At 35.3% G+C, this 26267-nt stretch carries 27 protein-coding genes and 1 pseudogene; 24 read left to right on the top strand and 4 right to left on the bottom strand.

Annotated elements, in window-relative coordinates:
- Nucleotides 1–174 precede the first annotated feature (174 nt).
- On the bottom strand, nucleotides 175–345 hold the full coding sequence (locus MKY17_RS23875) for a YjcZ family sporulation protein (RefSeq protein WP_098373666.1): 171 nt from the start codon (nucleotides 343–345) through the stop codon (nucleotides 175–177).
- Nucleotides 346–715: 370 nt separating this feature from the next.
- Here MKY17_RS23875 and MKY17_RS23870 point away from each other — a divergent pair, with 370 nt between their 5' ends.
- The 3 genes from MKY17_RS23870 (at nucleotide 716) to MKY17_RS23860 (ending at nucleotide 3417) form a co-directional block, all read left to right on the top strand.
- Nucleotides 716–1165, top strand: coding sequence for a GNAT family N-acetyltransferase (locus MKY17_RS23870; protein WP_339200928.1), 450 nt, complete (start codon nucleotides 716–718; stop codon nucleotides 1163–1165).
- Between the two features lie 234 nt (nucleotides 1166–1399).
- Nucleotides 1400–2062 carry a hypothetical protein gene (locus tag MKY17_RS23865; RefSeq protein ID WP_339200926.1) on the top strand — a complete coding sequence of 221 codons (663 nt, stop codon included), beginning with the start codon at nucleotides 1400–1402 and terminating at the stop codon, nucleotides 2060–2062.
- A 518-nt stretch (nucleotides 2063–2580) separates the two neighbouring features.
- Nucleotides 2581–3417: a DUF1835 domain-containing protein gene (locus tag MKY17_RS23860; protein ID WP_339200924.1), complete on the top strand. Its 837-nt coding sequence runs from the start codon at nucleotides 2581–2583 to the stop codon at nucleotides 3415–3417.
- A 625-nt stretch (nucleotides 3418–4042) separates the two neighbouring features.
- Here MKY17_RS23860 and MKY17_RS23855 read toward each other — a convergent pair.
- A complete protein-coding gene (locus MKY17_RS23855; protein ID WP_339200922.1) occupies nucleotides 4043–6112 on the bottom strand; it encodes a sigma 54-interacting transcriptional regulator in 2070 nt (689 codons plus the stop codon).
- Nucleotides 6113–6171: 59 nt separating this feature from the next.
- Complete coding sequence (locus MKY17_RS23850; RefSeq protein ID WP_339202452.1) at nucleotides 6172–7605, bottom strand: Na+/H+ antiporter NhaC family protein; 1434 nt, start codon at nucleotides 7603–7605, stop codon at nucleotides 6172–6174.
- 417 nt (nucleotides 7606–8022) lie between these two features.
- Here MKY17_RS23850 and MKY17_RS23845 point away from each other — a divergent pair, with 417 nt between their 5' ends.
- The 12 genes and pseudogenes from MKY17_RS23845 to MKY17_RS23790 all read left to right on the top strand — a co-directional run bounded on the left by MKY17_RS23845 (nucleotide 8023) and on the right by MKY17_RS23790 (nucleotide 19356).
- The gene (locus tag MKY17_RS23845) at nucleotides 8023–9105 is read left to right on the top strand and encodes a M20 family metallopeptidase (protein ID WP_339202450.1); all 1083 of its coding nucleotides are present in this window, start codon (nucleotides 8023–8025) and stop codon (nucleotides 9103–9105) included.
- A pseudogene (locus tag MKY17_RS23840) lies at nucleotides 9106–9344 on the top strand (lyase family protein); the annotation flags it as partial.
- Nucleotides 9345–9709: 365 nt separating this feature from the next.
- Nucleotides 9710–10819 (top strand): beta-propeller fold lactonase family protein, encoded by a 1110-nt coding sequence (locus MKY17_RS23835; protein WP_339200921.1) that lies wholly within the window; start codon nucleotides 9710–9712, stop codon nucleotides 10817–10819.
- A gap of 388 nt (nucleotides 10820–11207) precedes the next feature.
- Nucleotides 11208–11954 carry an alpha/beta hydrolase gene (locus tag MKY17_RS23830; protein ID WP_339200920.1) on the top strand — a complete coding sequence of 249 codons (747 nt, stop codon included), beginning with the start codon at nucleotides 11208–11210 and terminating at the stop codon, nucleotides 11952–11954.
- A gap of 695 nt (nucleotides 11955–12649) precedes the next feature.
- Entirely contained in the window at nucleotides 12650–13003 is a 354-nt protein-coding gene (locus MKY17_RS23825) for a hypothetical protein (protein ID WP_260398202.1), read from the top strand.
- A gap of 406 nt (nucleotides 13004–13409) precedes the next feature.
- Complete coding sequence (locus MKY17_RS23820) at nucleotides 13410–13757, top strand: VOC family protein (RefSeq protein WP_098373669.1); 348 nt, start codon at nucleotides 13410–13412, stop codon at nucleotides 13755–13757.
- Between the two features lie 176 nt (nucleotides 13758–13933).
- Nucleotides 13934–14422, top strand: a complete 489-nt coding sequence (locus MKY17_RS23815) for a GNAT family N-acetyltransferase (RefSeq protein WP_339200918.1) — start codon at nucleotides 13934–13936, stop codon at nucleotides 14420–14422.
- 273 nt (nucleotides 14423–14695) lie between these two features.
- Nucleotides 14696–14974: a metalloregulator ArsR/SmtB family transcription factor gene (locus MKY17_RS23810; RefSeq protein ID WP_076370470.1), complete on the top strand. Its 279-nt coding sequence runs from the start codon at nucleotides 14696–14698 to the stop codon at nucleotides 14972–14974.
- Between the two features lie 109 nt (nucleotides 14975–15083).
- Nucleotides 15084–15467: a VOC family protein gene (locus MKY17_RS23805; protein ID WP_339200916.1), complete on the top strand. Its 384-nt coding sequence runs from the start codon at nucleotides 15084–15086 to the stop codon at nucleotides 15465–15467.
- A 469-nt stretch (nucleotides 15468–15936) separates the two neighbouring features.
- Nucleotides 15937–17199, top strand: a complete 1263-nt coding sequence (locus MKY17_RS23800) for a cation:dicarboxylase symporter family transporter (protein WP_339200915.1) — start codon at nucleotides 15937–15939, stop codon at nucleotides 17197–17199.
- Nucleotides 17200–17732: 533 nt separating this feature from the next.
- Nucleotides 17733–18437 carry an amino acid racemase gene (locus tag MKY17_RS23795; RefSeq protein WP_339200914.1) on the top strand — a complete coding sequence of 235 codons (705 nt, stop codon included), beginning with the start codon at nucleotides 17733–17735 and terminating at the stop codon, nucleotides 18435–18437.
- 43 nt (nucleotides 18438–18480) lie between these two features.
- On the top strand, nucleotides 18481–19356 hold the full coding sequence (locus tag MKY17_RS23790; RefSeq protein ID WP_339200913.1) for a LysR family transcriptional regulator: 876 nt from the start codon (nucleotides 18481–18483) through the stop codon (nucleotides 19354–19356).
- Between the two features lie 212 nt (nucleotides 19357–19568).
- On the opposite strand, the gene MKY17_RS23785 is transcribed toward MKY17_RS23790, so the two are convergent.
- Nucleotides 19569–20564 carry a zinc-dependent alcohol dehydrogenase family protein gene (locus MKY17_RS23785; RefSeq protein WP_339200912.1) on the bottom strand — a complete coding sequence of 332 codons (996 nt, stop codon included), beginning with the start codon at nucleotides 20562–20564 and terminating at the stop codon, nucleotides 19569–19571.
- Nucleotides 20565–20828: 264 nt separating this feature from the next.
- Between MKY17_RS23785 and MKY17_RS23780 the strand changes: the two genes are divergently transcribed.
- The 9 genes from MKY17_RS23780 to MKY17_RS23740 all read left to right on the top strand — a co-directional run bounded on the left by MKY17_RS23780 (nucleotide 20829) and on the right by MKY17_RS23740 (nucleotide 26256).
- Complete coding sequence (locus MKY17_RS23780) at nucleotides 20829–21197, top strand: winged helix-turn-helix transcriptional regulator (RefSeq protein WP_339200911.1); 369 nt, start codon at nucleotides 20829–20831, stop codon at nucleotides 21195–21197.
- A gap of 154 nt (nucleotides 21198–21351) precedes the next feature.
- Nucleotides 21352–21843: a hypothetical protein gene (locus MKY17_RS23775; protein ID WP_339202447.1), complete on the top strand. Its 492-nt coding sequence runs from the start codon at nucleotides 21352–21354 to the stop codon at nucleotides 21841–21843.
- Between the two features lie 524 nt (nucleotides 21844–22367).
- A complete protein-coding gene (locus tag MKY17_RS23770; protein WP_339200910.1) occupies nucleotides 22368–22892 on the top strand; it encodes a hypothetical protein in 525 nt (174 codons plus the stop codon).
- A 69-nt stretch (nucleotides 22893–22961) separates the two neighbouring features.
- Nucleotides 22962–24755, top strand: a complete 1794-nt coding sequence (locus MKY17_RS23765; protein WP_339200908.1) for a DUF2642 domain-containing protein — start codon at nucleotides 22962–22964, stop codon at nucleotides 24753–24755.
- 36 nt (nucleotides 24756–24791) lie between these two features.
- Complete coding sequence (locus tag MKY17_RS23760; RefSeq protein WP_179891095.1) at nucleotides 24792–24950, top strand: hypothetical protein; 159 nt, start codon at nucleotides 24792–24794, stop codon at nucleotides 24948–24950.
- Nucleotides 24951–24973: 23 nt separating this feature from the next.
- A complete protein-coding gene (locus MKY17_RS23755; protein ID WP_339200906.1) occupies nucleotides 24974–25174 on the top strand; it encodes an ArsB/NhaD family transporter in 201 nt (66 codons plus the stop codon).
- Complete coding sequence (locus MKY17_RS23750; RefSeq protein ID WP_339202446.1) at nucleotides 25165–25308, top strand: ArsB/NhaD family transporter; 144 nt, start codon at nucleotides 25165–25167, stop codon at nucleotides 25306–25308. Before MKY17_RS23755 ends, MKY17_RS23750 begins: the two co-directional genes overlap by 10 nt.
- Nucleotides 25302–25778 (top strand): ArsB/NhaD family transporter, encoded by a 477-nt coding sequence (locus MKY17_RS23745; protein ID WP_339202444.1) that lies wholly within the window; start codon nucleotides 25302–25304, stop codon nucleotides 25776–25778. Before MKY17_RS23750 ends, MKY17_RS23745 begins: the two co-directional genes overlap by 7 nt.
- A 49-nt stretch (nucleotides 25779–25827) precedes the next feature.
- The gene (locus MKY17_RS23740) at nucleotides 25828–26256 is read left to right on the top strand and encodes an ArsB/NhaD family transporter (RefSeq protein ID WP_339200905.1); all 429 of its coding nucleotides are present in this window, start codon (nucleotides 25828–25830) and stop codon (nucleotides 26254–26256) included.
- Nucleotides 26257–26267 lie beyond the last annotated feature (11 nt).

Genomic DNA, 26267 nt, shown 5'->3' with positions numbered 1-26267 from the left:
ATCCTAAGCGCAGGAAATTCGGGGCTTTATTTTTCATAAAATGTATTATCATATTTTTTCGCGTTTTATCGTCTGGACCATAATTAGAGTCCTCAAAATAGCTATCATTCCCCAGAAATAGGTATCAAATTTGAAGAAGCCGACCAATAAAGGTCGGCTTTTTTCATACTATTTTCAACAACAGGCGCCATATCCGTAACCGCCGCCGTAACCGCCACCGTAGCCGTCGCAGCCACCAACAAAGCTAGCTCCAACAATGATTAAGAGTATAAACAAGACGACTATAAAGGCGAAACCTCCACCAAATCCAAAACCGTCATCACAACTTGATTCACAACGTGACATATAGAAACATCTCCTTTTTGTTTTTAAGGAGGAAATTAATTAAATGGGTAATATCACTTTATGCTCTAATTATGAAAATGACACAATAGTCTCCATCTCTGTTCATAGGAAAAATGTTGGAGGTACCTCTTATTGAGCTAACAGGTGCGTTAGCTGAAGATCAGAGCTGTCTATAAGGCAGCTTTTTCTTATGGAACTAACGGGGCAGGTTAGTTCTATAAGGGAAATGGTCTTTTGTGGTAAAATCAATAAGGAAAGGTAACTTTTACCTTTTTTTTGTTTAGATTAATAAGAATCAATGGTAAAATGATGAGAATTAATTATGCTATGGGGCTGGTCAGTTGTAATTTTATAAAGGAGTTGTGAGAAGTTGAAATATCGTAAAGCAAATATCGATGATATTGATAAATTGGTCGAGTTAAGAAAAAAGCAATTAGTTGATGAGGGGATAGAACCTAATATAGATATTGATAGAGAACTATATGTTTTCTTTAAAAATAAACTAAGTGATGGTACTTTATTTCAATGGCTAGTGGAGGATAATGAAGAAATTATAGCTTGTGGTGCAGTAATTTTTTATGAATTTCCACCTTGTTACACTAATAAGACTGGAAAAAAGGCTTATATCACAAATATGTATACTAATGAAAATTATCGTGGGCAAGGAATCGCAACAAAGCTGTTAACTAAATTAGTTGATGAAGTTAAGATTTCAGGTATTTCACAAATATGGCTTGGGGCTTCAAAAATGGGTAGACCAGTGTATAAGAAGTTTGGTTTTATGGAAACTGATGAATTTCTAGAATTAAATATTTTTTAATAATTTGTGAAGTATAACACTTAAACTAACGGGTGCGTTAGCTGAAGATCGGAGCTGTCTTTAAGGCGGCATTTTCTTATGGATTATTGGAAAAGGCATTAGCGCATCTGGTAAAGATGACCTACTTGGAATCCTTTTCAGGTTTTTTTTGTATGATTCGGAGACCGTTTAGGTATAAGGTTTGTTATAATTGGTTGAAGAATGATGGAAAAGTTATAGAGATGAGGATAATATTTGAAAAAGGCACCACTTGTTTTATTTTCTATTTTATTATTGGGGTTATTTGGTTGTGAAGCATTAAACACGGAGAACAGGAAAGCCAATTCCGATGATAAAATAGTCAAAGAAGATGAAGAAAAAACAGTCAAAGAAGATGAAGAAGTTAAATCTCTTTATACGGTAGACAGTTATATGAAGTCAGTCGAAGAAAACCTTGAAGCAAAATCGGAAACATTAATCAGTAATTTAAAGGAGTTACATAAATACACCATTTACTCTAAAGTGGAATTATTGGATTTTGTAGCATTTGTAGATGATCCTTCCGAGTTTGACTTATCCATTACTATGTTCTCAATGGATAGACAAGCTAATGAAGTTTTTAACGAGGGTAAGGATTCTACTATCTTTGCAGGTAGTCTGGGTATGATTGAAAATGTAAGATACACCCACCTTTTAGGTAATCAAACAGATGACTTTTGGGATTTCTACGAAAAAAATGAAGAAGAAATTAACCTTGCAGAAAAACAAGCGTTTGCTACTTGGGTCGCAGATTGCTGGAAAAAAGCAGATGGACAAGCAATCACATTGCCAGCCTACTTTTCTCTTCACGATGATTATGAATCTTTTGATTTAAAGAAAAATCAGTGGGTTACAGATGATGAGAAATGGTCTTATTGATACATTAACGGAGGGGCCTTTATCCACATTGTTCCTCATATGAGTAAAGACCTTCAATTGAGGGTCTTTTTTGTTCGCACATCGGTTACATAGTAAATCTGCTGCAATAGATTAATATACTATTCTTGTTCAACTAACGGGTGCATTAGCTGAAGAACGGAGCTGGTTTTAGGGCAGCCTTTTCCTTAATTGAACTAAAGGGGCAGGTTAGTTGAATAAAGAGCTGTGTATATCTGAATGAATCTTATAAATCCATGTGTCATAAATACAACTCCTTTAGTTCAATAAGGGGTACCATCACATGCCTATCAAGCTAAACTAACTTTGTATCCCCATAACGAAAAAAATTTGTCATTTATATGGTATTACTGGGCGTACAAAAATGTAATGTATATGTAATATGTAATTTCATATTCCTTTTTATATCACATATAATAAAGTCAGTAAGAGCAATTCATATATACTTGTTCTTTCGATATAAAAATAGCTATATTAAGTCAGTAAGGAGATATTGAAATATGAATGTTATACATATTAGCTTTGGAGATTCTGCGTGTGGAAATTTAAAAAGTGCTTTTCATAAAAGTAAGGAACACCAAAACGAACAAATCATTTGTATTAACAAGGACTTTTCTATAGGCCCTATTTATAAATTAGAGTCAAATGAAGGGATGCAAGAAAGAAAACAATGGCTGAAAGAAGTGTTAACAAAAACAGGCCCAGCCTCAGAAAGAGATTATTTAGATTGGATTGAAACAACCCTTAAAAAAAATTCACAAATTGCAACAGAAGTTCCAACTGATAGTAAAGTGATTTTATGGCATGGTGGTAATGTATCTGATGAAATCGGTTTGAGATTTGTAGCATTTTTACTCCAAAATAAAAATATTCAATTTGAAGAAGTGAATGTTACAGAGTACAGTCGCCATATAGAATACAAGGTGCGTGATTTGCAGAACCAATATATTCCATATAGGATAAGAAGTTTAGGTGAAATGCCTCCAGAACTGATTCAAGATGCTCTTCAAATGAAAAAAAACATGTCCCATCTAACAATTGAAAGTTTGATAAATGATTGGGAAAAATGGTCTCAAACGAAAGATGTATTGAGAATATTATTAAATGGAAAAATAGTAGCTGTATCTGAAGATTATTATGATGCATCTATTTTAGAAAATACATCAAAGGAATATCAAAAAGCATCTCGTATCGTTGGGGAAGTAATGGGAGAAAGTGATCAATGTATAGGGGATACGTATTTAGCTTTTCGAGTATACCAATTAATTCAACAAGGAAAGTTAAGTTACCAAGGTGATTTAGGTTTTTTAGGGAAATTTGAGATTCGATTACCTTAAATAACGTATAAATTCATATTTATTTGCTTATCTTCTCACTATTAAGTGAAAATAAATTTATATCTATATGAATAAAAAAACGCTATTCTTTTAAATTAAAAGAAGTAACAAAAAAGAGTGTGTTCACCTCATATAAACTGTATTAATAATGAGGTGATCTTGGAACGTATATGGGATGAAGATAAAGTAATGATATCTAAAAAAAAAATTAATTTATAGAGCTAAAGGTGCTTACTTCAATAATTAGGTTGCTGCGGCAACCTTTTTCTAATTGAACTAACGGGACAGGTTAGGTAATAGGGTGGATCATCTGAAGAAAATAATATAAAGATAATTGGCTTGGTTTTAGGTGTATTAACTGTAATTTTATGCATAAAATTAAGTGGATATTTAATTGGCAATATTGGGATTACCAATCGGAGTATTATTGCAGCATCAATAAGGTAATACACAAATAAAATTATTAATAAGTAAAAGGAATATCCTCTAATGTTTTAGTGCCAGCTGATGCGAATCATACGCATTTTAAGATAAAAACGGACAGAATAAGAATTATTTCTGTCCGTTTTTTATCTTACTTAGAAACTTAAAGTTTTTCTACCAAAAACCAATTTGAATGCAATATTCACTCGTTTAATTTATTAAGTATCTTTATACCAACTTCTGTAATCTCTGTTCCCTGTTTTCTAATTCCGACTTTAATGCAATTAGCTTTATTTAATATTGATAATCGATGGCGCAATTTGGAATCTGACAAAAAATAAGGGAGCATTTCTTGTATCACACCTCTTCCCACGTTCTTTCCTCTCTTTTTACAATTCCATAGTATTTGTAATATCGATTTATAATCTTCTATAAAACTTCCTGTTTTTAAGAAGAGAAGTGTCTCATCAATCTCTGATAATGAATTATCAGAGGAGCTAACAGTCTCTTGTGATAGTAAAATCTGATCTGGTAGATGAATTTTAGTGACTACATTCCCTTCAACAGTGACCATTAAATAATGGAAAAAATTTTCAAGTTCTCGTATATTACCTGGCCAATTATAATTCATTAAAAGTTTTTTTACATTTGATTCAAACATTAGATTTTTCTTATTTGATTTTAAAAAGAAATCTATAAATATAAATAAATCCTGCTTCCTTTCTCTAAGTGAAGGGATTTGCAATGGTAGAACATTTAGACGATAATATAAATCTTCACGAAACGCACCTTCTCGAATCATTTGATGTAAGTTTTGATTGGTAGCTGCAATAACTCGTACATTTATCGGTATTATTTTATTGCCACCTACACGCATAACTTGACGTTCTTGAAGAACGCGTAGAAGGGATGCTTGAAGACTTAGGGAAGCATCCCCAATTTCATCCATGAAAATAGTTCCATTATGGGCTAATTCAAATAAGCCCATTTTTCCTTCTTTTCTAGCACCTGTAAATGCCCCACCTTCATATCCAAATAATTCACTTTCTATTAGCGTTTCGCTTAGTCCCGCAAAATTAACAGCCACAAATGGACCATCTTTTCTTTCGGAACTATTATGTATAGCTTGAGCAAAGACTTCTTTTCCAGTACCATTCTCTCCAGTAATTAACACTGTATAATCACTTTTAGCCAATTGAACTGCTTTTTGTTTTGCAGATAAAATCAAAGAACTTTCCCCAATAATATTGTCAAATGAATATTTTGTGGTTAAACCTAACTCTGTACTTTTCCGTCTAATTTCTTGCTCCATTCTTTGAACCCTTGTAACATCTTGAAATGTGATGACAAGGCCTACTAGTTGTTTGTTCAGGATTAAAGGAACTTTCGATACTAGCAAAGAGCGATTGTTTATTTGAAATAAGTTATCAAGTTGTTCTTTTTGATCTAAATATGTCTCATTAATCTGAAAATCAGGTAGAATTTCTCTATAATGCTTTCCAATAAAATTTATAGAAGGGAGTTGTAGAATTTGATATGCATCTTCATTTATCAATGTAATAATGCCTTTTTCATCTAGCCCTATAATCCCTTCATGTACTGCATTTAAAATCGATTCTAATTTTTGTGTTAATTGTTTTTCATTTTGAATTGCTAATGATAAATTCCTTCCCATATTCACAAAATCTCTAAAGAATTCTGCCGTATAGAAATGCGCCTTTTCTAAGGAAAGGTTTAAAAGACGAGCAATATCAAGCATAGTTGTTAAATCAATTGGTCGGGTTTCTAAATAGATAGTGCTTTTGATATGTTTCGGCACAAGTTCATCTTGTCCAAACGTAATAGCCAATTCTAGTTTCTCTGTCTGTTCGAAGCTTGTAAGACCAGGAATATAAGGAATTAACGTTAAATGTCCAAATCCAAAGGCGTGTAGAACATCAATAGAGTCTCTAGCCACTTTCATGGAGTTAGTAACTAATAAAATTTTTGTTTTAGCAGGCAAATCCAAAAGCTGTTCTAACTTTGCAATTCGAATAGAACGTCGAGCAACCATAAGAGGAATATTTAAATTCAATTTTCTAAACGCTTCTTCTAGCACTGGGCTAGACAGTAAAATTAAATCAGCTTTATGGATAACCTTTTCATTTAATGGCAATGTTTCATAACATGTATCAATGTCAATTTTTGAACCAAAAAACATTTGAAGATTTTCTTCAAATGTTTTGCTTACTGTTTTAGTGCTAGTTACAAGAAGTATAGTAGGCTTTTTCATCTTCTTCTCCTTACCACACAATTACATTTTGCTCTTATTCTAACAGGTTTTAAGGTAACTTAAAAAGGACCCCATTTTATTAATACACCAATTGTTAAGAAAATGGCTGCTAAGATTGCCCATAAGATCGATAAAGGAATCATAAATTTAAGCCATTTGCCATATGAAATACCACTAGTAGCCAATATTGCCATTAACACACCTGAGGTTGGATTAATACAATTCACTACGCCTTCCCCAAATAAAACAGATTGTACAGCTACTTGACGAGTAATATGCAACAAATCAGCAAGTGGCACCAATATTGGCATTAACATAGCTGATTCTCCTGAACCAGAAGAAATTAAAAAATGAAGAGCTGCACTTCCTAAAAACATACCTAAGGTTCCAGTAACAGGAGAAAGTGGAGCCAAAAGAGTCGAAAGGTGGTATATAATGGTATCGAGAAGTTGGCCATGTTCAAGCACAACAATTACAGCTCGGGCCATTCCTACAATTAATGCACCGTATACAAGTTTCTGACATCCAGCCATAAATGTTTTAGCGATATCATTCACATTCATTCGAGAGATAAGCCCAGCACCTATAGCTATAAAAATAAATAAACCTGCCATTTCGCTTTCAGTCCATTTAAAAATGAGTGTGCAAATAATAAATGCTAGTAAAGATCCACCTGAAAATAATAAAACAAGCTTATGTTGTAATGTTAATTTCTGTGTTTGTATTTCGTTCTCGCTGACACCTAAAGAATTAGGGAATTTTTCCAAACCTAAAATACTGTGCCCAGTGTTCTGAACTTTACGTGCATATCGATATATATATAATATTGTACATAGTAAGAAAGTTAGATAAATGACAATACGGAAACCCATTCCAGATAATAATGGAAGCTCAGCAATACGCTGTGATAAGCCTAATGTTTGTGGGCTTATAAGAGAAACATTCCACCCTGCATAAGTACCTAGATAAATGATAGATACTCCAAAAATAGCGTCTAATTTTAATTTGCGAGCAATCATTACACCTATAGGGATAAAGGCAATAACGGAGTTCACGATAATTCCGGTAGTACCAAGTATAGAAAACATGAAACAAATAGGAATAATGAGTAGAAGTACCTTCCCCTTACATAAATTAATAATACTCCGAATGAAAGTATCAATTGCTCCCGTTTTATCAATAACTGCCAATGCACCACCAGTAAATAAAATAAGAAAAATCAAAGGAGCACCGGCGACCATTCCACTTTGAATTGCAGTAAAAATTTCAAGAAAATTAACAGGAGTGGATTTTACTACATGATAACTTCCAGGGACAGTCATCGTAATATCACCTTTTTTAATTCGATCGAATACCCCAGCCGGTACAAGATATGTCGCAATGGTGCAGGCAATTAAAATATAAAACAAAAGAACATAAGCATCAGGTTGTTTAAATGTTTTTCTTTTAATAGGTTTAGGAACCAGTTTTTGAGCCGTAGATTGCATAATTATATTTCCCCCTTATTACATTATAGCAATTCAATGATAAAGCTTGAAAGTCTCTCCTCCTCTGCTTGTATTTCCTTTTTTTTTGAACTAAGATTCGAGTACAAATACTCACAATAAAAATAATGCAAAAAGCATGCCAATTCTATGAGGAAAGGAATAGCTTCTACAAAGCGGCTTATATTAAATAAATGGATCATTTATAGGTTGTTTTATAGGTGTTGATAACTTAAAAAATAACCTATAAATTACACTAAGAAACAAAGGTAGTTGATTTTATAAAGAAAAAAATTGGCATAATTCTTGCTAATATATTAATTGATAGAAAAAAATGTACAGAAGTGTTTTAGAGGAGGAATTATTTTGAGTAAGTTACTAATCGAAAATGACGTTTCTAGCTATCTCGAAGTTCATAAACAAGATATGTTGGATGATTTGATTGAATTTGTAAGAAAAGAATCACCTTCATACAATAAAGAATTAGTTGATGAGTGCGGTACATATTTAAGCCAGCTCTTTCAAAAGCGATTGGATGTAGGATACGAATTAATAGAAGAAAAAAAAGTGGGGAATCACCTGAAATTTACAATCGGAGAAGGTAAACCACAAATTTTGATCATAGGGCATTTTGATACAGTTTGGAAAGAAGGCAGACTTAGTCTTAGAAAGGAAGGAAATAAACTGTATGGCCCTGGTATTTTAGATATGAAAGGTGGTATTATCCAATCTTTATGGGCAATTAAAGCCATTCAAGAGCTAAATCTTCCGTTAAATAAAAAAATCGTTTTTCTTTGCAATTCAGATGAAGAAATTGGTTCAGGCGCTTCTAAGAAATACATTGAAGAAGAAGCACAAAAAAGTGATGCTGTATTAGTGGCTGAACCTGCTGTAGCTGGATCAGGAGCTTTAAAAACAGCTCGCAAAGGAACAGGAACTTTCGATATAAAAATATGGGGGCGGGCTGCCCATGCTGGTAATCATCATGAAGAAGGCATCAATGCTATTGAAGAACTAGCTCGGCAAGTGATTGTACTGCAAGAATTGACCAATTACGAAAAAGGAACAACTGTCAATGTAGGAACGTTTACTGGAGGAAGTGGGAGAAACGTGGTTCCCGAATACGCAGAAGCTCATGTTGACTTACGTGTCTCAACAGAAGAAGAAGCAAGACGAGTGACGAATATCATTTTAAATTTAAAACCAATTTTAAAAGGAATCAAATTAGAAGTAACCGGTGGCTTGAATCGACCACCAATGGTGAAATCTGAGCAAACAAGAGAACTGTTTGAATGTGCTCAATCTGTTGCATCCGAACTTGGCATGAAATTAGAAGAAGCATCTGTTGGTGGAGGAAGTGATGGGAATTTTACAGCAGCTATTGGTATTCCAACTCTTGACGGTTTAGGTTCGTGTGGAAAAGGAATTCATGCAGAATATGAACATATTCAAATTGATACACTCCCTGAACGGGCTTCTTTATTTGCGAATTTGTTATTGAGACTGTAGCTGATTAAAGCTTTAGCGCTAGTTAAAAAAGCTGCGGCTCTCGCCAATATGGATCTGGAACGTTCATATCAAGGACTTGGGGATGTAATTATTGAAGCTACAGATGAGATCATTGAAGGAAAGATCGACAATGATTTCAATGTCGATCCTATCCAAGGGGGGCTGGTACATCAATGAATATAAATATAAGTGAAATCATTGCTAACCGTGCTCTGGAGTTACTTGGACATGAAAAAGGCTAAAGATTCTCAGCCTTTGATAATCCACTTTCTTTAAAATCTTGGATGTGAGCTTCCCATTCTTTCTTTATATGGCGTTTTTTCATAAAAAAACTTCCACATGTATGATGTAAGGAGAGTATCTCATGAGCTATTTACAAGTAGTAGGTGGGGAATATTTGACGATTACTATTCAACTAACGGGTGCGTTAGCTGAAGATCAGAGCTGTCTTTAAGGCAGCTTTTTCTTATGCAACTAAAGGGTCAGGATAGTGGGATAATTGGGATGATAGTCCACCTCTGTTTGTAAAATAATTTACATCGATTTGTGGAATTTAAAGGGTAAAAGAATCATATTAAATTATGCAAAGGAGGAGAGTCATAAAATGCAGATCATCAACAATTATTTTCGTGAGCGTGTGAGTATGGTGTACATGATGACAAATAATGAAGTAATGAATCAAATCATTGCCTTTTACAGGGACATGAATGGAATGCTCACATTTGTGGGTGCCTACCCAACTCATGGTAGAGGTACTGGTTCAAAGGAAGTCTCCACTGCAACTGCAAACGATGGCATCGACCCTCTTGCGTCACAAGGCGCCCTTACTTTGTCTCGTGATCGGCGTTTCCTACTTGCTGTTAACGCCGGTGACAATAGTATAAGTAGTTTCATCATAACCGACTCCGGAGCACTTGTTTTCATGGATGTGAAGCCATCAGGAGGTGCTCAGCCCAACAGCGTAGATGTGTTTGGTAATATTGTCTATGTTTCCAATGTAGGGAATGCCACTAACAATTTTGCTTCCAATATCACTGGTTTTCGCATAGATGATAACGGACGGCTTACTCCTATTCCCGAATCCATCTATTCTCTCAGTACCGTCAATGCTCAGCCGGCTCAGGTTCTCTTCACTCCTGACGGTAGCAAAATCCTTGTATCCGAGCTTACTTCAAACCATCTATGTGTATTTCATGTGAATCAAAAGGGTACGCTTACAGGGCCGATCGTTAATGATTCTTATGGTCAAGGGCCATTGGGTGCATATTTTCTATCGTCCGGAATCCTCTTAGTTACAGAAGCTGTTTCAAATGCGTTGTCATCTTATTCATTGAGCAATGACGGTATCCTTCAGGTGCTCAGCGGTTCTGTACCAAGCGGTTATATGACTGCTTGTTGGGTTGTAACAACGAGAGATGAACGTTTTGCATACATTACCAACACTTTAAGCGGCACCATCTCGACATACCAAATTGATCCCAATGGAGCACTGTCAGTGGTAAAGCATATTACCAGTACACCGCCAGGTACAGCACCGGGTCTTCCGATGGATGTTAGAGTGAGCAGAGATGGACGGCATTTTTACACCCTTAACGGAAATCAGGGAACAGTTTCAGTATTTAATATTCAAGATGATGGTAGTCTAGTAAGATTGCAGGTTGCTGCCTGGACTAACATTCCTTACTTTGGTTCGCAAGGTTTAGCTGTTCTTTGATTCTATTGGGTTCACCATACTGTGTGGAATAGGAAAATACAGGAGTTGCTAAAAGCAAGGATGCCGACATATTGGTAGCTTTTGTTATAAGACACCATAATTGCCGGCAAGATTGAGAAGAAATGTACTTAAACAAATGGGTGCGTTAGCTGAAGATCGGAGCTGTCTTCAAGGCAGCTTTTTCTTATGGGACGAAGGGGCAGTTTAGTTGAAGAGAGGTTTTTAACTTGTGTTCAACAATCGGGCCATATTCTAGAATAAGGAAGGAAATTAAAAGGGTGCTTCTTGAATTGTAAGTTAAGCCAGAAAAAAAGCAGGATTATTTAAGAAAGATAACATAGTTTTAATTATTAAATTATAAGATTTTGTAATGAATGGAGGGATTTCAATGGATTTGTATTACGAAGTTAATGGTAATGGTCATCCTGTGGTTCTCCTCACTGGTGGTGCTGATGTACGGAACTGGACATTTGTCGCATCTCTTTTAGCGAAACACTTCAAGGTCGTTGCTTTTGACGGACGTGGGACCGGGAAATCACCGTCCCCTTTAGAAGATGTCAACCCTGTTGAAGATTTGCTGTCGTTACTTGAACATCTAGAAATCAATCAGGCGACACTCATCGGTCACTCAATGGGTGGCCAAATTGCCACTGAATTCGCTCTGAATTATCCTGAAATGGTTTCAAAACTTGTTTTGCTTGCGCCTGGATTATCTGGGTTTAGCTATTCAAAGGAATTTGAAAAGAATATGAAGAAGATTCATGAAGCCGCTCCCGATATCGATAAGATGGTAGAGCTTTTGCTCAGTGATCCATCGTATCGCGTTGTAACGGTGAGTCCTCACCGGAATTTGATGGTTCAAATGCTCAGGCACCATATGAAGCGAATGTTTGATTGGCCGGCTGTTAAATTGATTTGGCCGCAACCACCGGCCATCGAAAGATTAGGAGAATTGACGGCCAAAACATTATTGATAATCGGTAAGGAGGATTCACCCGATAACCTTCGTGTTGCCAATTACTTTCGAAAGCACTCAGACGCTCGAATCATAGAAGTTCCAGGTGCTGACCATATGGTCAATCTCACCCATCCCGAGAAGCTGTATCGTCAAATTACTAGTTTTATGAAGGAATGAAAAGTTTACTATGCCAAGGACTCCGGAAAATCATTCGTCAGTTTTGTAACTTATCTAAACTATAAAACGGGCGACAATATAATAGTAACAGTTCAATTAAATGTAGTAAAAACTGATAACGATAAAGAAACTAAAAAGTTTGCATTACAGATCAAAGGAAAAGATTATAAAGCTGTTGAAAACCTTGAATATAAGATTAATGCTCCTAATTATGCTTGGGGTATGGGCGATATTGAATTGAATAGTACTGGTGAATACAAAACACATAATAATGAAAAAGGTGAATTTTCTACGTCAAAAACTGATGTTATCGATATAGAAGTGAAGTGGAATGGAAAGGTTAAAAACTTTTCGTTAAACAATAAGAAGTAACCTCCAACCTAATACATCATGTTAATAACTTTGACTTCTACTTTTTTCTGTTCATAAGATAAGTTTTGTAGGTACCGCCTTTTAGCTTATATAAGAAAAAACAGAAATTACTGATGTTTGCGGTTCATGAACTTTATTTAAGTAAGATTGATGAAGATGTCGTAACTAAAAGATATTTGAACATAAGAAGCTTTGGTTATTTTTAACTATTTTAATAATTAGTTTATTCTGATATTATGAAAGGGATAAAGATTGGAGGAGGAAATAACATAAAAAGCTTATTTTCAATCTTAAGTACCTTTGTGTTAGTTCTGGTAGGTGGAATGGTATTAAGTACTTCTTCTGCTCAAGCAAGTGTTCCTCAGTATTCTTTTCAAACAGAAGATGGAAAATGGGATGGTGAAATTGGAAACCCTAACAAAGGCAGTGACTTAGAGGTAGAACTAGTTTCCCCAATCTATTTAAAGACGTCTTCTGGAAGTAAGTTATTGACTAATTATAGTAACTTATGGGCTCGTCTCTGCAATGCTAGTACTGGAAATTGCACAGGCTATCATAGCCTAGCAGGTGGAAATACATTATTCACAGATATGAAAATTGGTAAATTTTATGTTGATGTGAAAGATGGATATTCCTCTGGCAAAGTATATGGAAAACTACAAATTATTTTCAAATAACTTGTATTATTTGCTACTCATTCTCAATGGGTAGCATTTTATTTGAAAAGTTTCGAAAATAAATTAATATTTAAATATTTTTGTATAATTTACTATCATTGAATTTTACAACTGCCCTTTTTTCCAGAAAAGAAGGGAAGCTTAATGACATAACTAGCACGTTCACCAACGCTACAAAGGGTACGAGCCACAATAATACAAGATACAGGAAATGTTGTTTGTGTGATATGAAATATAATTTGATACTATGTTATTGAACTAATGGGTGCGTTTGCTGAAGTTCGGAGCTGTCTTTAAGGCAGCTTTTTCTTATGGCACTAACTGTGCAGGTTAGTGAAAGAAGGAATTCGCTTTCAAAACTAGAATTTAAATTAATAACTAATGGGAGAGGAAGGGGATTCTTATGATAATAAAGGGTTTTGGAGGAATCTTTTGGAGGACTAAAAATATAGAGGAAATAAAAAAATGGTATAGTAAAGTCCTGAAAATGGAAATTGATAATTGGAATGGTACCATTATTACACCACAATCAGGCAATGAAACTATCTTTTCCTTCTTTTCTGAAAATGACCGCTATTTTCCAACAGAACAACAAGTGATGTTAAACTTTCAAGTTGAAAATTTGGATGACAGTATCAAACATCTAGAAAAAATGGGTGTACCCCTTGTTATGGAAAAGGCGATTAATGAATTTGGAAAGTTTATTTGGATTGAAGATCCAGAGGGAAGACGTATAGAGCTTTGGGAGAAGTAATAGGATAATAATAAATTTTGTTGTTGAACTAAAGGGTGCGTTAGCTGAAGATCGAAGCTGTCTATAAGGCAGCTTTTTCTTATGGAACTATCGGGTCAGTTTAGTTCATGAAGGGCAAATGAAAGTTTATGTCGAAATAATAAAGAGATTTGATTAATTGTAAAAGAGGTATGATAATGACTGTTTCCTTAAATCAAATTTCCACAGATGAAAGGCATATTCTTAAGAATTTATATTCCCTTTATTTACATGACCTTTCGGAGTATACCGAGGGTTTAAACATATCATCAGATGGTTCATTTGAATTTGATTCATTTGAATTAATTTGGAAGAGGGAAGGGTTAACACCATTTTTTTTGAAAAAAGATAAGATAATTGTAGGGTTTTTATTACTCTTGGAAAGGCCGTTTTTAAATAAGGAATATGATTACAGCATTAATGATATTTTTATTTTGAAAAAATATAGAAGAAAGGGTATTGCCATTGCATTATTAAAGCAATTGTTTAAACAAAAAAAGGGTTGCTACTTTGTTGTTGAATTAGCCAAGAATATTCCTGCCGTTATATTTTGGAGGAAGATTCTTAATACGCTGAATATAGATTTTGAAGAAAAAAAGAAAATTATAGATGATGAAGAATGTTTGATGCAATCCTTTCAAATTTAAACCGGATTATTAACTAACAGGTGCTTTACTTCAATAACAAGGGTTGCCGCGGCAGCCTTTTTCTTATGGAACGGGGCAGGTGCTTAAAATTTTACTAATGTGATGAACAAATGAGGATTAATGCACTTTTTTTGAAATTATATTTCTATAATGGTTCAAACTACAATTATGTGACTTTAACTTGTTAAGAAAGCATGATACGGTTCCTTTGTCATGCAACTCTACAGTTGCTTGTTCTTGACAAGCAACCGTAGAGTTGCTTATACTCGATATATGAATTGGGACAAAGACGCTATATTCAAAGCACTCGGAGACTCGACTCGGCGGCTTATATTAGACGAACTATCCGAACGCAACGAGCTGACGTTGTATGAACTTACGGTACGTCTCATTATGAAGCACGACATTTCCATTTCGCGACAAGCGATAGCTAAACATCTTTCTGTATTGGAAGATGCAGGGCTCGTAAAATCAAAACGAAAGGGAAAGTATCGAGTAGTTATATTCAACAACGAACCACTTAAAAATTTGCTAAAAGGATGGATAGAGTAATTTTATAAAATTGGAACAAGACTTCTGACAAATGTGTGGGTCCGTTTTCTTGCAGCGAGATTGTTAGCACAGTACCATGCGTCACAAATATCAAAGGAGGCAAAACATTATGAAAATCATTGTTACCAGCATATTCGTACAAGACCAAGACAAGGCACTGGAATTTTATTCAGAAAAGCTGGGATTTGTAAAAAAGCATGACGTTCCCATGGGGAAATTCAGGTGGATCACGCTTGTTTCTCCCGAAGCTCACGACGGTACCGAGCTTTTACTCGAACCGAATGAGCATCCTGCCGCACAGGAGTATCAAAAGAAGATATTTGCCGAGGGTATCCCGGCAACAATGTTTGGCGTTGCAGATATTAATAAAGAGTACAAACGATTATTGGAAAACGGCGTGAAGTTTACTATGGAACCGACAAAGATGGGCGAAGTCACAATAGCTGTCTTCGATGATACATGCGGCAACCTTATTCAGATATTGCAGCAGTAACTTTATGTAGAAATAGATGTAACCTAGTTCTATTGGTTTGTTTTAAGTTGGGTGAAGTGTTTTTATCAACAATTAAACAGTTTTATGTTAACCCTGTCCTAATTTTAGGACAGGGTTATACATGTTTAAGATATTGTTCTCATTCTGCAATAGAAATGTACCATTGTGGATCACCTAAACTAACAGGTGCGTCAGCTGATTAAGGAACAATAAAAGATGTAAACGGGATTAATAATTTATTCTTATAACTTTATAGTAATTCAGTATTTTACTGAATTGCGAAAAAGTGATACAGTTTTTGGTATAATTACAAATATTTTTAAATGGGAGGTTGTCTATGGAAATGTAGAATCAATTTTTAAAAGCCATTTCTTTTTTCTCATTCAATAGTCAAATGAGAATGGAATGATCTATTTATTGACATATTGTGTGATGAGGCTATTAATCTTTCGGTCAGGGAGGACAACATATGAAAAAGTTTTTTGCTTTTCAAGTATTAATAGCACTGTTTATTGGAGCACTTATCGGACATTTTTTTCCTGTACTTGGCCAATCCTTAAGACCAATTGGCGACGCTTTTATTCATCTTATTAAAATGATTGTTGTGCCTATTGTTTTCACCACTATTGTCATTGGGTCATCAGGTGACGGAAACATAAAAAAAATGGGTTCATTAGGACTTAAAACAATTATTTGGTTTGAATTTATTACCACTCTGATTTTAGGTTTAGGTCTTATACTAGTTAACATTTTAAAGCCTGGTGCCGGGCTCAATTTGTCCCACCTTGCTCAAAAGGATATCACACAATTAAATGAAAGCGTTACCAAGGTTGTCGATTTTAAAACGATGCTTGTTAACATCATTCCAAGCAACATTGTTGATGCGATGGCAAAAAGTGATTTATTAGCTGTTATATTCTTCGCTATTTTATTTGGTGCAGCTGCTGGAGCAATTGGCAAAAAGTCAGAGCCGGCAATGAAGTTTATGGAATCAGTTGCAAATATCATGTTTAAACTGACACAAATGGTCATGGTAACCGCACCGATTGGTGTACTCGCTCTCATGGCAGCCTCTGTAGGTCAGTATGGCATTGCCCTCTTAATCCCTATGGCAAAGTTGATTGGGGTTGTGTATCTTGGGCTTGCTATTGTTATTTTCGTTCTATTCCCAATAATTGGTTGGTTCTTGAAGATTTCTTACTTTAAAGTGTTTCGAATGGTATGGGATTTGTTCCTTATCGCTTTTTCTACAACAAGTACGGAAACCATTCTGCCTCAGTTAATGGATCGAATGGAGGCATACGGTTGTTCGAAACGCGTTGTTTCATTCGTTATTCCTTCTGGGCTATCACTGAATTGTGATGGTTCGACATTGTACCTTTCTGTTTGCTCTATTTTCTTGGCACAAGCATATGGCATCCCGATGGATTTTGGACAACAGTTGATTGTAATGGGGGTTCTCGTTGCAACCTCAAAAGGAATTGCTGCTGTTCCATCCGGTTCGCTAGTTGTCCTTTTAGCTACCGCATCAGCAGTTGGGCTTCCTGCAGAAGGCGTCGCAATTATTGCAGGAATTGACCGTGTGCTGGATATGGCACGTACTGCTTGTAATACTCCTGGACATGTTCTCGCTTGTATTGTGGTTTCGAAGTGGGAAAAAGAGTTCCGTCAGGGAGAATGGAAAGCTCAAACCGAACAGTCAAGCATTCGGCAGGTGCCACCAACATTTTGATGATACGTTAAGCAGCATCATTACATCAGAAGAATTGGGAAAAGCAATGATACAAGTAGCAAGGCAAGGACCGAACATTCTCGCCCCATTGTTGAAAGTCATGAGTTAAAACTAATGATGGGGTCTGAATAGTCATCTTGAAGACTTTTTTTGAATTGTATAGACATTGATCAGGAAAAAACGTTAGTGAAAGTTGAGAAATAAAGTCGTCCTTCACTAACAGCTGCGTTAGCTTAAAATCGGAGCTGCCTTTAAGGCAGCTTTTTCTTATGGAACTAACGGGGAAGGATAGTTCAGGTACAGGGAACAGTTCGGATGGACTTGAGGAGGGCTACTTAATGGTCAGTAAGAAGTCCTTCGAGAATTTGAGGGGAAATGGTTCAATGGAAGCTTCATCATTATTAAAGTTCAATTTATTGTTTCTATTAGTGTATAGATTATTTCTATAATTCATCACTTCGTATAAAAATTATAATAAAGTTAAGTATTAAAAAAACTATATTATAAAATTTAAATATAAGTGGTGAACAAAAATGCAAAAAGTAGTTGGGATTATTGGTGGAATGGGACCATTAGCAACTGTTGATTTAATGAATAAAATTATTTCTTATACACCTGCAAAGAAAGACCAGGATCATATCCATATTATCGCGGACAATTATTCACAAATACCTGATCGAACAACAGCTATTTTGGGAAAGGGTACAGATCCTACTCCTTTTATTGTACAATCGGCACAAAGGCTAGAAAATGCTGGTGCGGATTTTCTGGTAATGGCTTGCAATACTGCTCACTTTTACTTTAAATCAATAAAAGAATCCGTTAGTATCCCGATTCTACATATGCCTTTACAAACAGCTCGCTTTTTACACGTAAATAATATGAGGAGAGTAGGTTTGTTGGCTACTGATGGAACAATAAATACAAAACTGTATCAACAAAGTTGTCAATCCTACGATATTAAAGCCATTGAGCCTGATAAGCAAATGCAAAAAGAAGTGATGGAAGGAATATATGCTATTAAAGGGAGTGATTTGGAGAAGGGGCGTTTTTACCTTTCAAGAGTAGCTGATAAATTAATAAAAAGAGGGGCAGAAGCTATAATAGCAGGTTGTACAGAAATCCCTCTTGTACTTAAATCATCCCAAAATATTAGTATTATTGACCCAACAGAAATTTTAGCCAAATCGGCAATTAAAACAGCTACTGAGACAGAATCAGCTAAAGCAATTGGGTAAATTAGATAGACGTAATGGTGAACTAAAATAAGGAGCAGTAAATATGAATATTGAAAATATTGAAGCCTTCATTTATGTTTGTCAACTAGGTAGTTTCAATAAAGCAGCCGAGGCTCTTTATTTAACTCAACCTTCTGTAACAGCACGTATTCAATCCCTTGAACGTGAAATTAATTTAAAGCTTTTTCATCGAAATGGAAACAAAATTTCTTTAACTGAAAAGGGAGAATATTTCTTTCCACACGCACAAAAAATTCTTCAATCTTATCAGGAAGCAAAGTACGGATTACAACAAGTAACTGTACCTTTTGAGCTAGTACTTGGGAGTGCTTTGTCCATTTCCAACAACATTCTCCCTGATATTTTGCCAGCTTTTAAATCTAAGTTCAAGGATGTTAGAATCAAAATTATAACAGGACATTCTAAGGATATTCTACACAAGGTCCTTAATAAAGAGGTTGACTTTGGCATTATACGAACAGAAACCCACCCTCAAGTAGAATCAATTCGTCTTTATAATGATCCTATTAGCCTTGTTGTACCTTCAAATCATCCTTTTTTAAAAGAAGAAAGAATAACAGTAGAGGATGTAAGTAAACAGCCTCTAATCTTTTTTGATTATGGATCTATCGATTGGCTTATCATTCATCGTCTATTTCAAAGTAATGGTGTAAATCCGAATATATATGTAGAAGTTGACAATATGGAAACGGCTAAAAATTTAGTATTACAAGGTCTAGGCATTAGCTTTTTACCTGAGCATTGTGTAAGGAAGGAAATAGAAAATGAAGAGTTATTTAGAGTAGAAATGACTCCTCCTGTGAAAACGAATATTAGTATTGACTTTATCTATTTAAAAGGTAAAACTAAATCTGTTTTTATGGATTTTTTAAAAAATAAAATGTTTGAAAAACAATAAACGAATGATGTGTCAATCATTGGCAGGAGGTTCTTCGGCGCGCGATTGGACGAAGGTCCTTTAGAGTGGACACAAACCTTATGTTGAATATGCTCTACAATAATTAAAAATAAAAGAAGACGGTACAGTGAGAATCTTATAGAAATTCTCGCTGTACCGTCTTTTTTTAAATGAACTAAAGTTTTTGAGGCATTTCAAATGTTTATATAATATTACCAACTATTTTTCAAAACTATTTTTCCTATCGCCTTTCCAGACTCCATGTACTCATGGGCTTTTGAAACCTCATCAAATGTAAAAATGTTTGGATCCACAAGCGGATGCAGCTGCTCTTCCTCAACCAACCGAGCAACCTTTTTCAAAATTTCTCCATAATGCTTATGCATATCCTTGTTTAATATCTTCAACAACATAAAGGTGACATGCAGAGATAGTCCCTTTGAATGCACTGGCGAGAGGTCATGGGTCGAACGGGTAGCAATGGCTGCTACCGTTCCATGTACAGCGGCCGCCTCAAAGGAGCGATCAAGGTTTTCTCCTCCTACCGTGTCAAACACAACGTCAAATCCTTTTCCGTCTGTATATTTCTGTACATAGTCGTGAACGCTTTCTTCTCGATAATTAATAGTTACATCTGCACCAAGGCGCGTACCAATCTCCAGCTTCTCTTGCGAAGAGGCGGTTGTATAGACTGTCGCGCCTCCCCATTTCGCCAGTTGAATGGCAATGTGCCCTACACCGCCGGTCGCTGCATGGATCAGTATATCCTGACCAGAGACAAGATTTGCCCGATTGAATAATGCTTCCCATGCGGTAATGGCAACCAATGGTAAAGCTGCGGCTTCTTCCATCGTCAAATTTTTCGGTTTGTGAGCAAGTAAATCGGCATCTGCTAGCATAAACTCTGCAAGTGCACCGCCAGTACCCCTAAAACCACCCGCGCATCCAAACACTTCATCGCCAACTTTAAACTCAGTTACTCCTTCACCGACTGCAAATACCAAACCTGCAACATCTCCATGTAACACTGCCGGAAACTCGGGGGAAACAGCTGGAACTGCACCAGCACGGACTTTCGTATCAATAGGATTTACACTTGTAGCCTTGACTTGAAGAAGTACATGTCCAGGTTTTAGTTCAGGTTTTGAAATCTCTTTAAATTGAAATACGGAGGGTTCACCAAAAGATTGAATAATTTGTGCTTTCACTTTAGTCACTCCTATTTATTTTTTTTGTAAATGTCTCATCACCGATTCATGTTAAGGATGAATACACCCGGGGACATTACCATCAGACCTTTTTAGTAACATCTTTAATGATAAATAGTTAAAAGAACGAATATTTAGTCTTCTCTTGCAAAACCAATGATACTTTATATAATATAAAATTAAAAGTACGTACATTTTTGTTGAATAGGATAAAATTTGTAATATAGTATACAATTTGATACTAAAAAAGATTGGGGTGTCAATATGAAGGACTTTAAAACGGAAAAGTGCCCTGATACCACTGCTTGTCCTGTTGCAGTTACTGTAGATGTGATAGGAGGCAAATGGAAAGGGATCATATTATATAACTTAATATCCGGCCCTAAACGTTTTAACGAGTTAGGGAGACTTATGCCCTATACCACAAAACGCATGATAACGTTACAACTTCGGGAATTGGAACAGGATGGTATTGTACATCGTGAAATTTATCGAGAGATTCCCCCAAAAGTTGAATATTCTCTTACTCCCTTTGGGGAAACATTAAAACCTATTATTAACCTAATGCGAGATTGGGGAGATATGAACGGAAATGAGGTATTAATGAAACGAAAGATCTCAGAAAATATGTAGCATCAATTGGGGTCTCCGCCGACCAAACCAGAAAGTTGGCTTTCAGCATATCCATGACAAATGTTTTTGGACTAAAAATTGTTAAGGAAGTAAAGTTCAAATTATAAAGTCTGCAAGAAAATATTACTGGCTGACCATTTAGTTTAAGTACAATATTTCAGACTATAATTTCTTAACTTCATATTACATCCAATTATTATCGTTTTTATATTTATATCTTCTTGGTTCTGAAGATGCAAAGAAATTTATTTTAAGGGAATTGCAGCCCTACAAAGTAATAATTATTGATTTTCCAGATCCCGTTGACCCAGTCATTAGCTCATTATATACAATTGAATTGTTCAGTCAAACAGCAAAAATATTATCGAAACAAGGTGTGTTAGTTTGTCAGTCTAATTCACCAGAAGATACACCAACAGTATTTTGGAGTATTGGTAAAACAATTAATATGGCCGGTCTTAATACACTTGAATACAATGTTATTGTCCCCTCTTTCGGCTTATGGGGATTTCATTTAGCATCACATTTCAAGCTTCCAAGAATTATTCCGAGTATTTCTATCCAACATCAAGCTCTAACTTCAGACATGCGCATTTGTTTACTATTCCTTCGTCAATTAAGGAGGAACGGGGAAAAGCAGTTATGAATTGCATCAAAAATCTAAACTTACACAAGTTGTATAAAAACGAAATAGAAAAATGGTGACCAAACACCAGGTTTTTTAGTGACCATAAAAAAACACTTTTTAGTTTTGCTGCTTAAAATGACTCCGGTAATGCGCCGGGGTCTTTTTTTTGTAACTTTCTGGGTACATTCGTTTTAATAATCCGCTAAACGGCGATCCACTCTTCAGTAAGTTCATTAAAGTTGGACTATCCATTACACCAATTCATCTGTTAGATGCTGAGCGAATTTCTCACATGGATTTAGCGCCATCTCTTTACCCCTGGCTATTCAATATCCTTCAGCTATCTTAAAAGGCGTTCTCTGCTTCGAATAAATCAGGAATTTCAGTCATTTAACTTCAGGAAATTCTAAAGGTTAGTGCATATACACATTTTTGATGAATTTTAATCTTATTGATAGAAGATGGACATTTACCACGACACAATGTCATTCCATGACACATATACATACAGGGTAAATGATTATATAGGAAGGGGCAACATTATGAATAAGGAATGGTTAACTAATTTGGTTGGGAAAGTTCTAAAGGTAGATAGAGGAGGGCCAGAATCTCGGACAGGATTATTATTAGGCGTATACGATGATCACTTAGCGATTTTAACTGAGCAAGAAGGTGTTATATATTATAAAATCGACCATATCAAAAGTATTACCGAGAATGTAAAGAAGGGGCTCCAATTTCAACTGGAAATCCCCGAAGATTTTACTTTTAAAACAGCTGCAACTTTTAAAGGCTTACTAGGTATCCTCACAAATCAATGGGTAAATATTAACCGAGGCGGTCCCGAGAAGATTGAAGGCGTACTTCATGATACTAATGATGAATATGAATTCGTAACGTTAGTACTAAACGAAGAAGTTATTCGCCTGGCAATGTTCCATATCCGCAGCATCAGTTACGGGGCAAGAGTAGAGAAACAAAAAGAAGATGAAAAATCAGAAAATAATAAAGACGGTGGAAAAGCGGAAAAAAGTAAAGATAATAAAGCAGGAGAAAAAGAAAAATAGTATATCCCATAAATGATGTGTCGCTTCTGGGCAGAAGCGGCCATCCAATTAATAAGGGGGACTCATCAGATGAAAAAACAAAATTTTCAAGAGGCACTTAATTCACTGATAGGTTTTAATATTAGTATTATTTCCGATGATAAAAACGTTCATGATGGGGTGGTACTTGATGTGAAAAGCGACTTTATTGTCATTCAAATGAATCCAGATAAACAATGTTATTTTAACTTAAATCAGGTTTATGCCTTATCAAAAAACACCAAAGAATTCCAGGCTCAAATACTTGACCACGAACCAACACAGAAACAAAGTTTTACAGAATTAATAAATGAACTCAAAGATCATTGGGTGACAGTAAACAGAGAGAACAATCTATCCTTTGACGGATTTTTAGGTACCATAACTAATAATTATATCGTTTTAATAAATAAGGATAAACAAATTTATGTCCAATTATCAAATATACTCTATATTTTCAAAGGGATAGATAATCAGGAATCGTCAGAGAACAAACAACAGGAAAATAAGGACGAAAATAAACAGTCAGAGGCAGATCAAGTTAAGGAAAGTGATTCCGTGTTGAAGGAAGACACTGAAGTTAATTCCAAAGGAAAGGAAGAGCCGGTTGAACAAAAGCAAAAACAGGACATTTTAACTATTAGAAAAGAAGAACCAGCTTCTGCGCATCCGGAAGTTTTATCCGACGTGAAAGAAGAAGCGACTGTTCAATCTACAGTAAATGAAGTGAACAAAGATCAATTCATGGTAAAGAAAAGTACGGATAAAGATAAGAAACAAAAATCCCCTGAAAACAAGAAAAAAGAAAGCAAGAAGGAAATACCTACAGAAACTAATCCTGAAATAAGTGCACATCCGGAAGTTTTATCCGACGTGAAAGAAGAACCGACTGTTCAATCTACAGTAAATGAAGTGAACAAAGATCAATTCAAGGTAAAGAAAAGTACGGATAAAGATAAGAAACAAAAATCCCCTGAAAACAAGAAAAAAGAAAGTAAGAAGGAAATACCTACAGAAACTAATCCTGAAATAAGTGCACATCCGGAAGTTTTATCTGACGTGAAAGAAGAACCGACTGTTCAATCTACAGTAAATGAAGTGAACAAAGATCAATTCAAGGTAAAGAAAAGTACGGATAAAGATAAGAAACAAAAATCCCCTGAAAACAAGAAAAAAGAAAGTAAGAAGGAAATACCTACAGAAACTAATCCTGAAATAAGTGCACATCCGGAAGTTTTATCTGACGTGAAAGAAGAACCGACTGTTCAATCTACAGTAAATGAAGTGAACAAAGATCAATTCAAGGTAAAGAAAAGTACGGATAAAGATAAGAAACAAAAATCCCCTGAAAACAAGAAAAAAGAAAGTAAGAAGGAAATACCTACAGAAACTAATCCTGAAATAAGTGCACATCCGGAAGTTTTATCTGACGTGAAAGAAGAACCGACTGTTCAATCTACAGTAAATGAAGTGAAAAAAGATCAATCCAATGTAAAGAAAAGTACGGATAAAGATAAGAAACAAAAATCCCGGAAAAAAAAGAAAAAAGAAAGTAAGAAGGAAAACACTTCAGTAACTAATAAAAAAGATATTCAAGAGTCAATCCAAGAAAACTTGACTGAAGAATTCAGGAACTCAAGCCCTCAAGAAATGAACGAACAATCCGCAAAGAAAAATGATTTAAAAGAAAAAAGGAAACTGATAGATAAGAAATGTTACGAATTAATGAAGTCCACTGAAAAAATGTATGCAGAAAACGAAATTCAAAAAACAGAATATTATTCATTGATGAAATTTGCTGAAAGAATGCAGGGGAAAGTGAAGGCAAAACGGTTAAAGCCTTAAAATACAATTCAAGGCTAATTGAAAGGAGGACATGGAATGATGATTTTGTTTTTTTCTGTACTTGGGGGAGTCCTCTATACCTTTTTTGTAAAACCTCAAAATCAAACCACTCCTGATACCGTAAAAATTACACCATCCAAAAACAAGGCGGCGGAGGTAAATGCTCAGTTCACAAATTGTCTTGATGTCAAATAATTTTTACTTTAACTATTATTCTCATGTTATGGAGACCATTTGGGATTAATGAAACTATACCTACTACAATAGGGGCATTGACAGTATTAGTTGCAGGCATTGTTCCTTGGATGGATGTTTTAAATATATTTGATATTATCAGGGGCGCTTCTTTAACCATATTATCCACCATAATGATGTCTATTGTACTTGAAAGCATTGTTTTTTTAGGTGGATTGCTTTAAATATCATCATCCGGTCTAAGGGTTCAGGGGTTAGATTATTCGCCTATACTAATCTCCTATGTTTTTTCATGACAATGTTTTTCAATAACGATGGAAGTATCCTTATCACAACACCTATCATTATTACATTGTAACGTTACTAAAAATTAAACCTCAACAAAAAATCCCCTTTCTAATATCAGGAGCTCTAATTGCAACGGCAGCGAGTGCCCCAATAGCAGTAAGCAATATTTCCAATTTGATTGCACTAAAAATTGTAGGACTGAGCCTTAATAGTTATATCAATTTGATGTTTGTTCCTTCAATGATAGGGATTTTATTACTTTATCTATATTTTAAGAAGGACCTTCCAAGTAAAATTCCCAGTGTACCTGTAAAATGGTATAAAACCTTTTCACGCTTTGTGCAAACTCATCCACTCGATGTTAAACAACAATCCGAAGGAAATGATTGGAAGTTGTTTAAAATGAGTTTTGCAATCGTCATTTTATCTCGGGCGAGCTTCTTCGCACTTACACCATTTGGGGTTCCCTTGGAATTGATCGGTATGGTGGGAGCGTTCCTTTTGATATTACTGAGATGGTATAAACAAAACTGGTCTTAGCGATATTGTAAAGAAAACACCCTGGAATGTTCTTTTATTTGTTTTCAATATGTACGTGCTGGTATATGGTTTGAAGAATGTTGGCTTGAATGATTATATCGTCAGCAATTTAAAACCCTTAATTATGGACAGCCCATTCAACGCAACCATGATCATGGGCATATTATTAACTATCCTATCCAACTTATTCAATAATCTTCCTGCAGTTATGATAGGGACTTTGTCGATAACAGAGATGGGATTGGATCCTCACCTTGTGCAAATTGCTTATCTTGCTAACGTGATTGGAAGCGATATAGGTGCTTTGTTAACGCCTGTTGGAACGCTGGCTACATTAATTTGGATGTATATATTGAAAAAACACTCCATCAATATCTCCTGGGGGAGGTATCTTAGAGTTACCTTTTTGATAATTCCTATTGGGTTAATCGTAAGTTTAATCTCGCTGTATTTTTGGACCACTTGGTTATTAAAGTAGGAAGGAGGGGT

Source organism: Peribacillus sp. FSL P2-0133, from assembly GCF_037975445.1.
In the GTDB taxonomy this organism is placed as follows: domain Bacteria; phylum Bacillota; class Bacilli; order Bacillales; family DSM-1321; genus Peribacillus; species Peribacillus simplex_E.
Note: the sequence above shows the minus strand (reverse complement) of the source record. Positions and strands in the feature narration are given on the sequence as shown.

Excerpts from the sequence above, each read along its gene's own strand:
- MKY17_RS23875 (WP_098373666.1), bottom strand. The coding sequence starts at position 345 with ATGTCACGTTGTGAATCAAGTTGTGATGACGGTTTTGGATTTGGTGGA.
- MKY17_RS23860 (WP_339200924.1), top strand. The coding sequence starts at position 2,581 with ATGAATGTTATACATATTAGCTTTGGAGATTCTGCGTGTGGAAATTTA.
- MKY17_RS23855 (WP_339200922.1), bottom strand. The coding sequence starts at position 6,112 with ATGAAAAAGCCTACTATACTTCTTGTAACTAGCACTAAAACAGTAAGC.
- MKY17_RS23845 (WP_339202450.1), top strand. The coding sequence starts at position 8,023 with ATGTTGGATGATTTGATTGAATTTGTAAGAAAAGAATCACCTTCATAC.
- MKY17_RS23835 (WP_339200921.1), top strand. The coding sequence starts at position 9,710 with ATGCAGATCATCAACAATTATTTTCGTGAGCGTGTGAGTATGGTGTAC.
- MKY17_RS23830 (WP_339200920.1), top strand. The coding sequence starts at position 11,208 with ATGGATTTGTATTACGAAGTTAATGGTAATGGTCATCCTGTGGTTCTC.
- MKY17_RS23825 (WP_260398202.1), top strand. The coding sequence starts at position 12,650 with ATGGTATTAAGTACTTCTTCTGCTCAAGCAAGTGTTCCTCAGTATTCT.
- MKY17_RS23815 (WP_339200918.1), top strand. The coding sequence starts at position 13,934 with ATGACTGTTTCCTTAAATCAAATTTCCACAGATGAAAGGCATATTCTT.
- MKY17_RS23810 (WP_076370470.1), top strand. The coding sequence starts at position 14,696 with ATGAATTGGGACAAAGACGCTATATTCAAAGCACTCGGAGACTCGACT.
- MKY17_RS23805 (WP_339200916.1), top strand. The coding sequence starts at position 15,084 with ATGAAAATCATTGTTACCAGCATATTCGTACAAGACCAAGACAAGGCA.
- MKY17_RS23800 (WP_339200915.1), top strand. The coding sequence starts at position 15,937 with ATGAAAAAGTTTTTTGCTTTTCAAGTATTAATAGCACTGTTTATTGGA.
- MKY17_RS23795 (WP_339200914.1), top strand. The coding sequence starts at position 17,733 with ATGCAAAAAGTAGTTGGGATTATTGGTGGAATGGGACCATTAGCAACT.
- MKY17_RS23790 (WP_339200913.1), top strand. The coding sequence starts at position 18,481 with ATGAATATTGAAAATATTGAAGCCTTCATTTATGTTTGTCAACTAGGT.
- MKY17_RS23780 (WP_339200911.1), top strand. The coding sequence starts at position 20,829 with ATGAAGGACTTTAAAACGGAAAAGTGCCCTGATACCACTGCTTGTCCT.
- MKY17_RS23770 (WP_339200910.1), top strand. The coding sequence starts at position 22,368 with ATGAATAAGGAATGGTTAACTAATTTGGTTGGGAAAGTTCTAAAGGTA.
- MKY17_RS23765 (WP_339200908.1), top strand. The coding sequence starts at position 22,962 with ATGAAAAAACAAAATTTTCAAGAGGCACTTAATTCACTGATAGGTTTT.
- MKY17_RS23760 (WP_179891095.1), top strand. The coding sequence starts at position 24,792 with ATGATGATTTTGTTTTTTTCTGTACTTGGGGGAGTCCTCTATACCTTT.
- MKY17_RS23755 (WP_339200906.1), top strand. The coding sequence starts at position 24,974 with ATGTTATGGAGACCATTTGGGATTAATGAAACTATACCTACTACAATA.
- MKY17_RS23740 (WP_339200905.1), top strand. The coding sequence starts at position 25,828 with ATGTACGTGCTGGTATATGGTTTGAAGAATGTTGGCTTGAATGATTAT.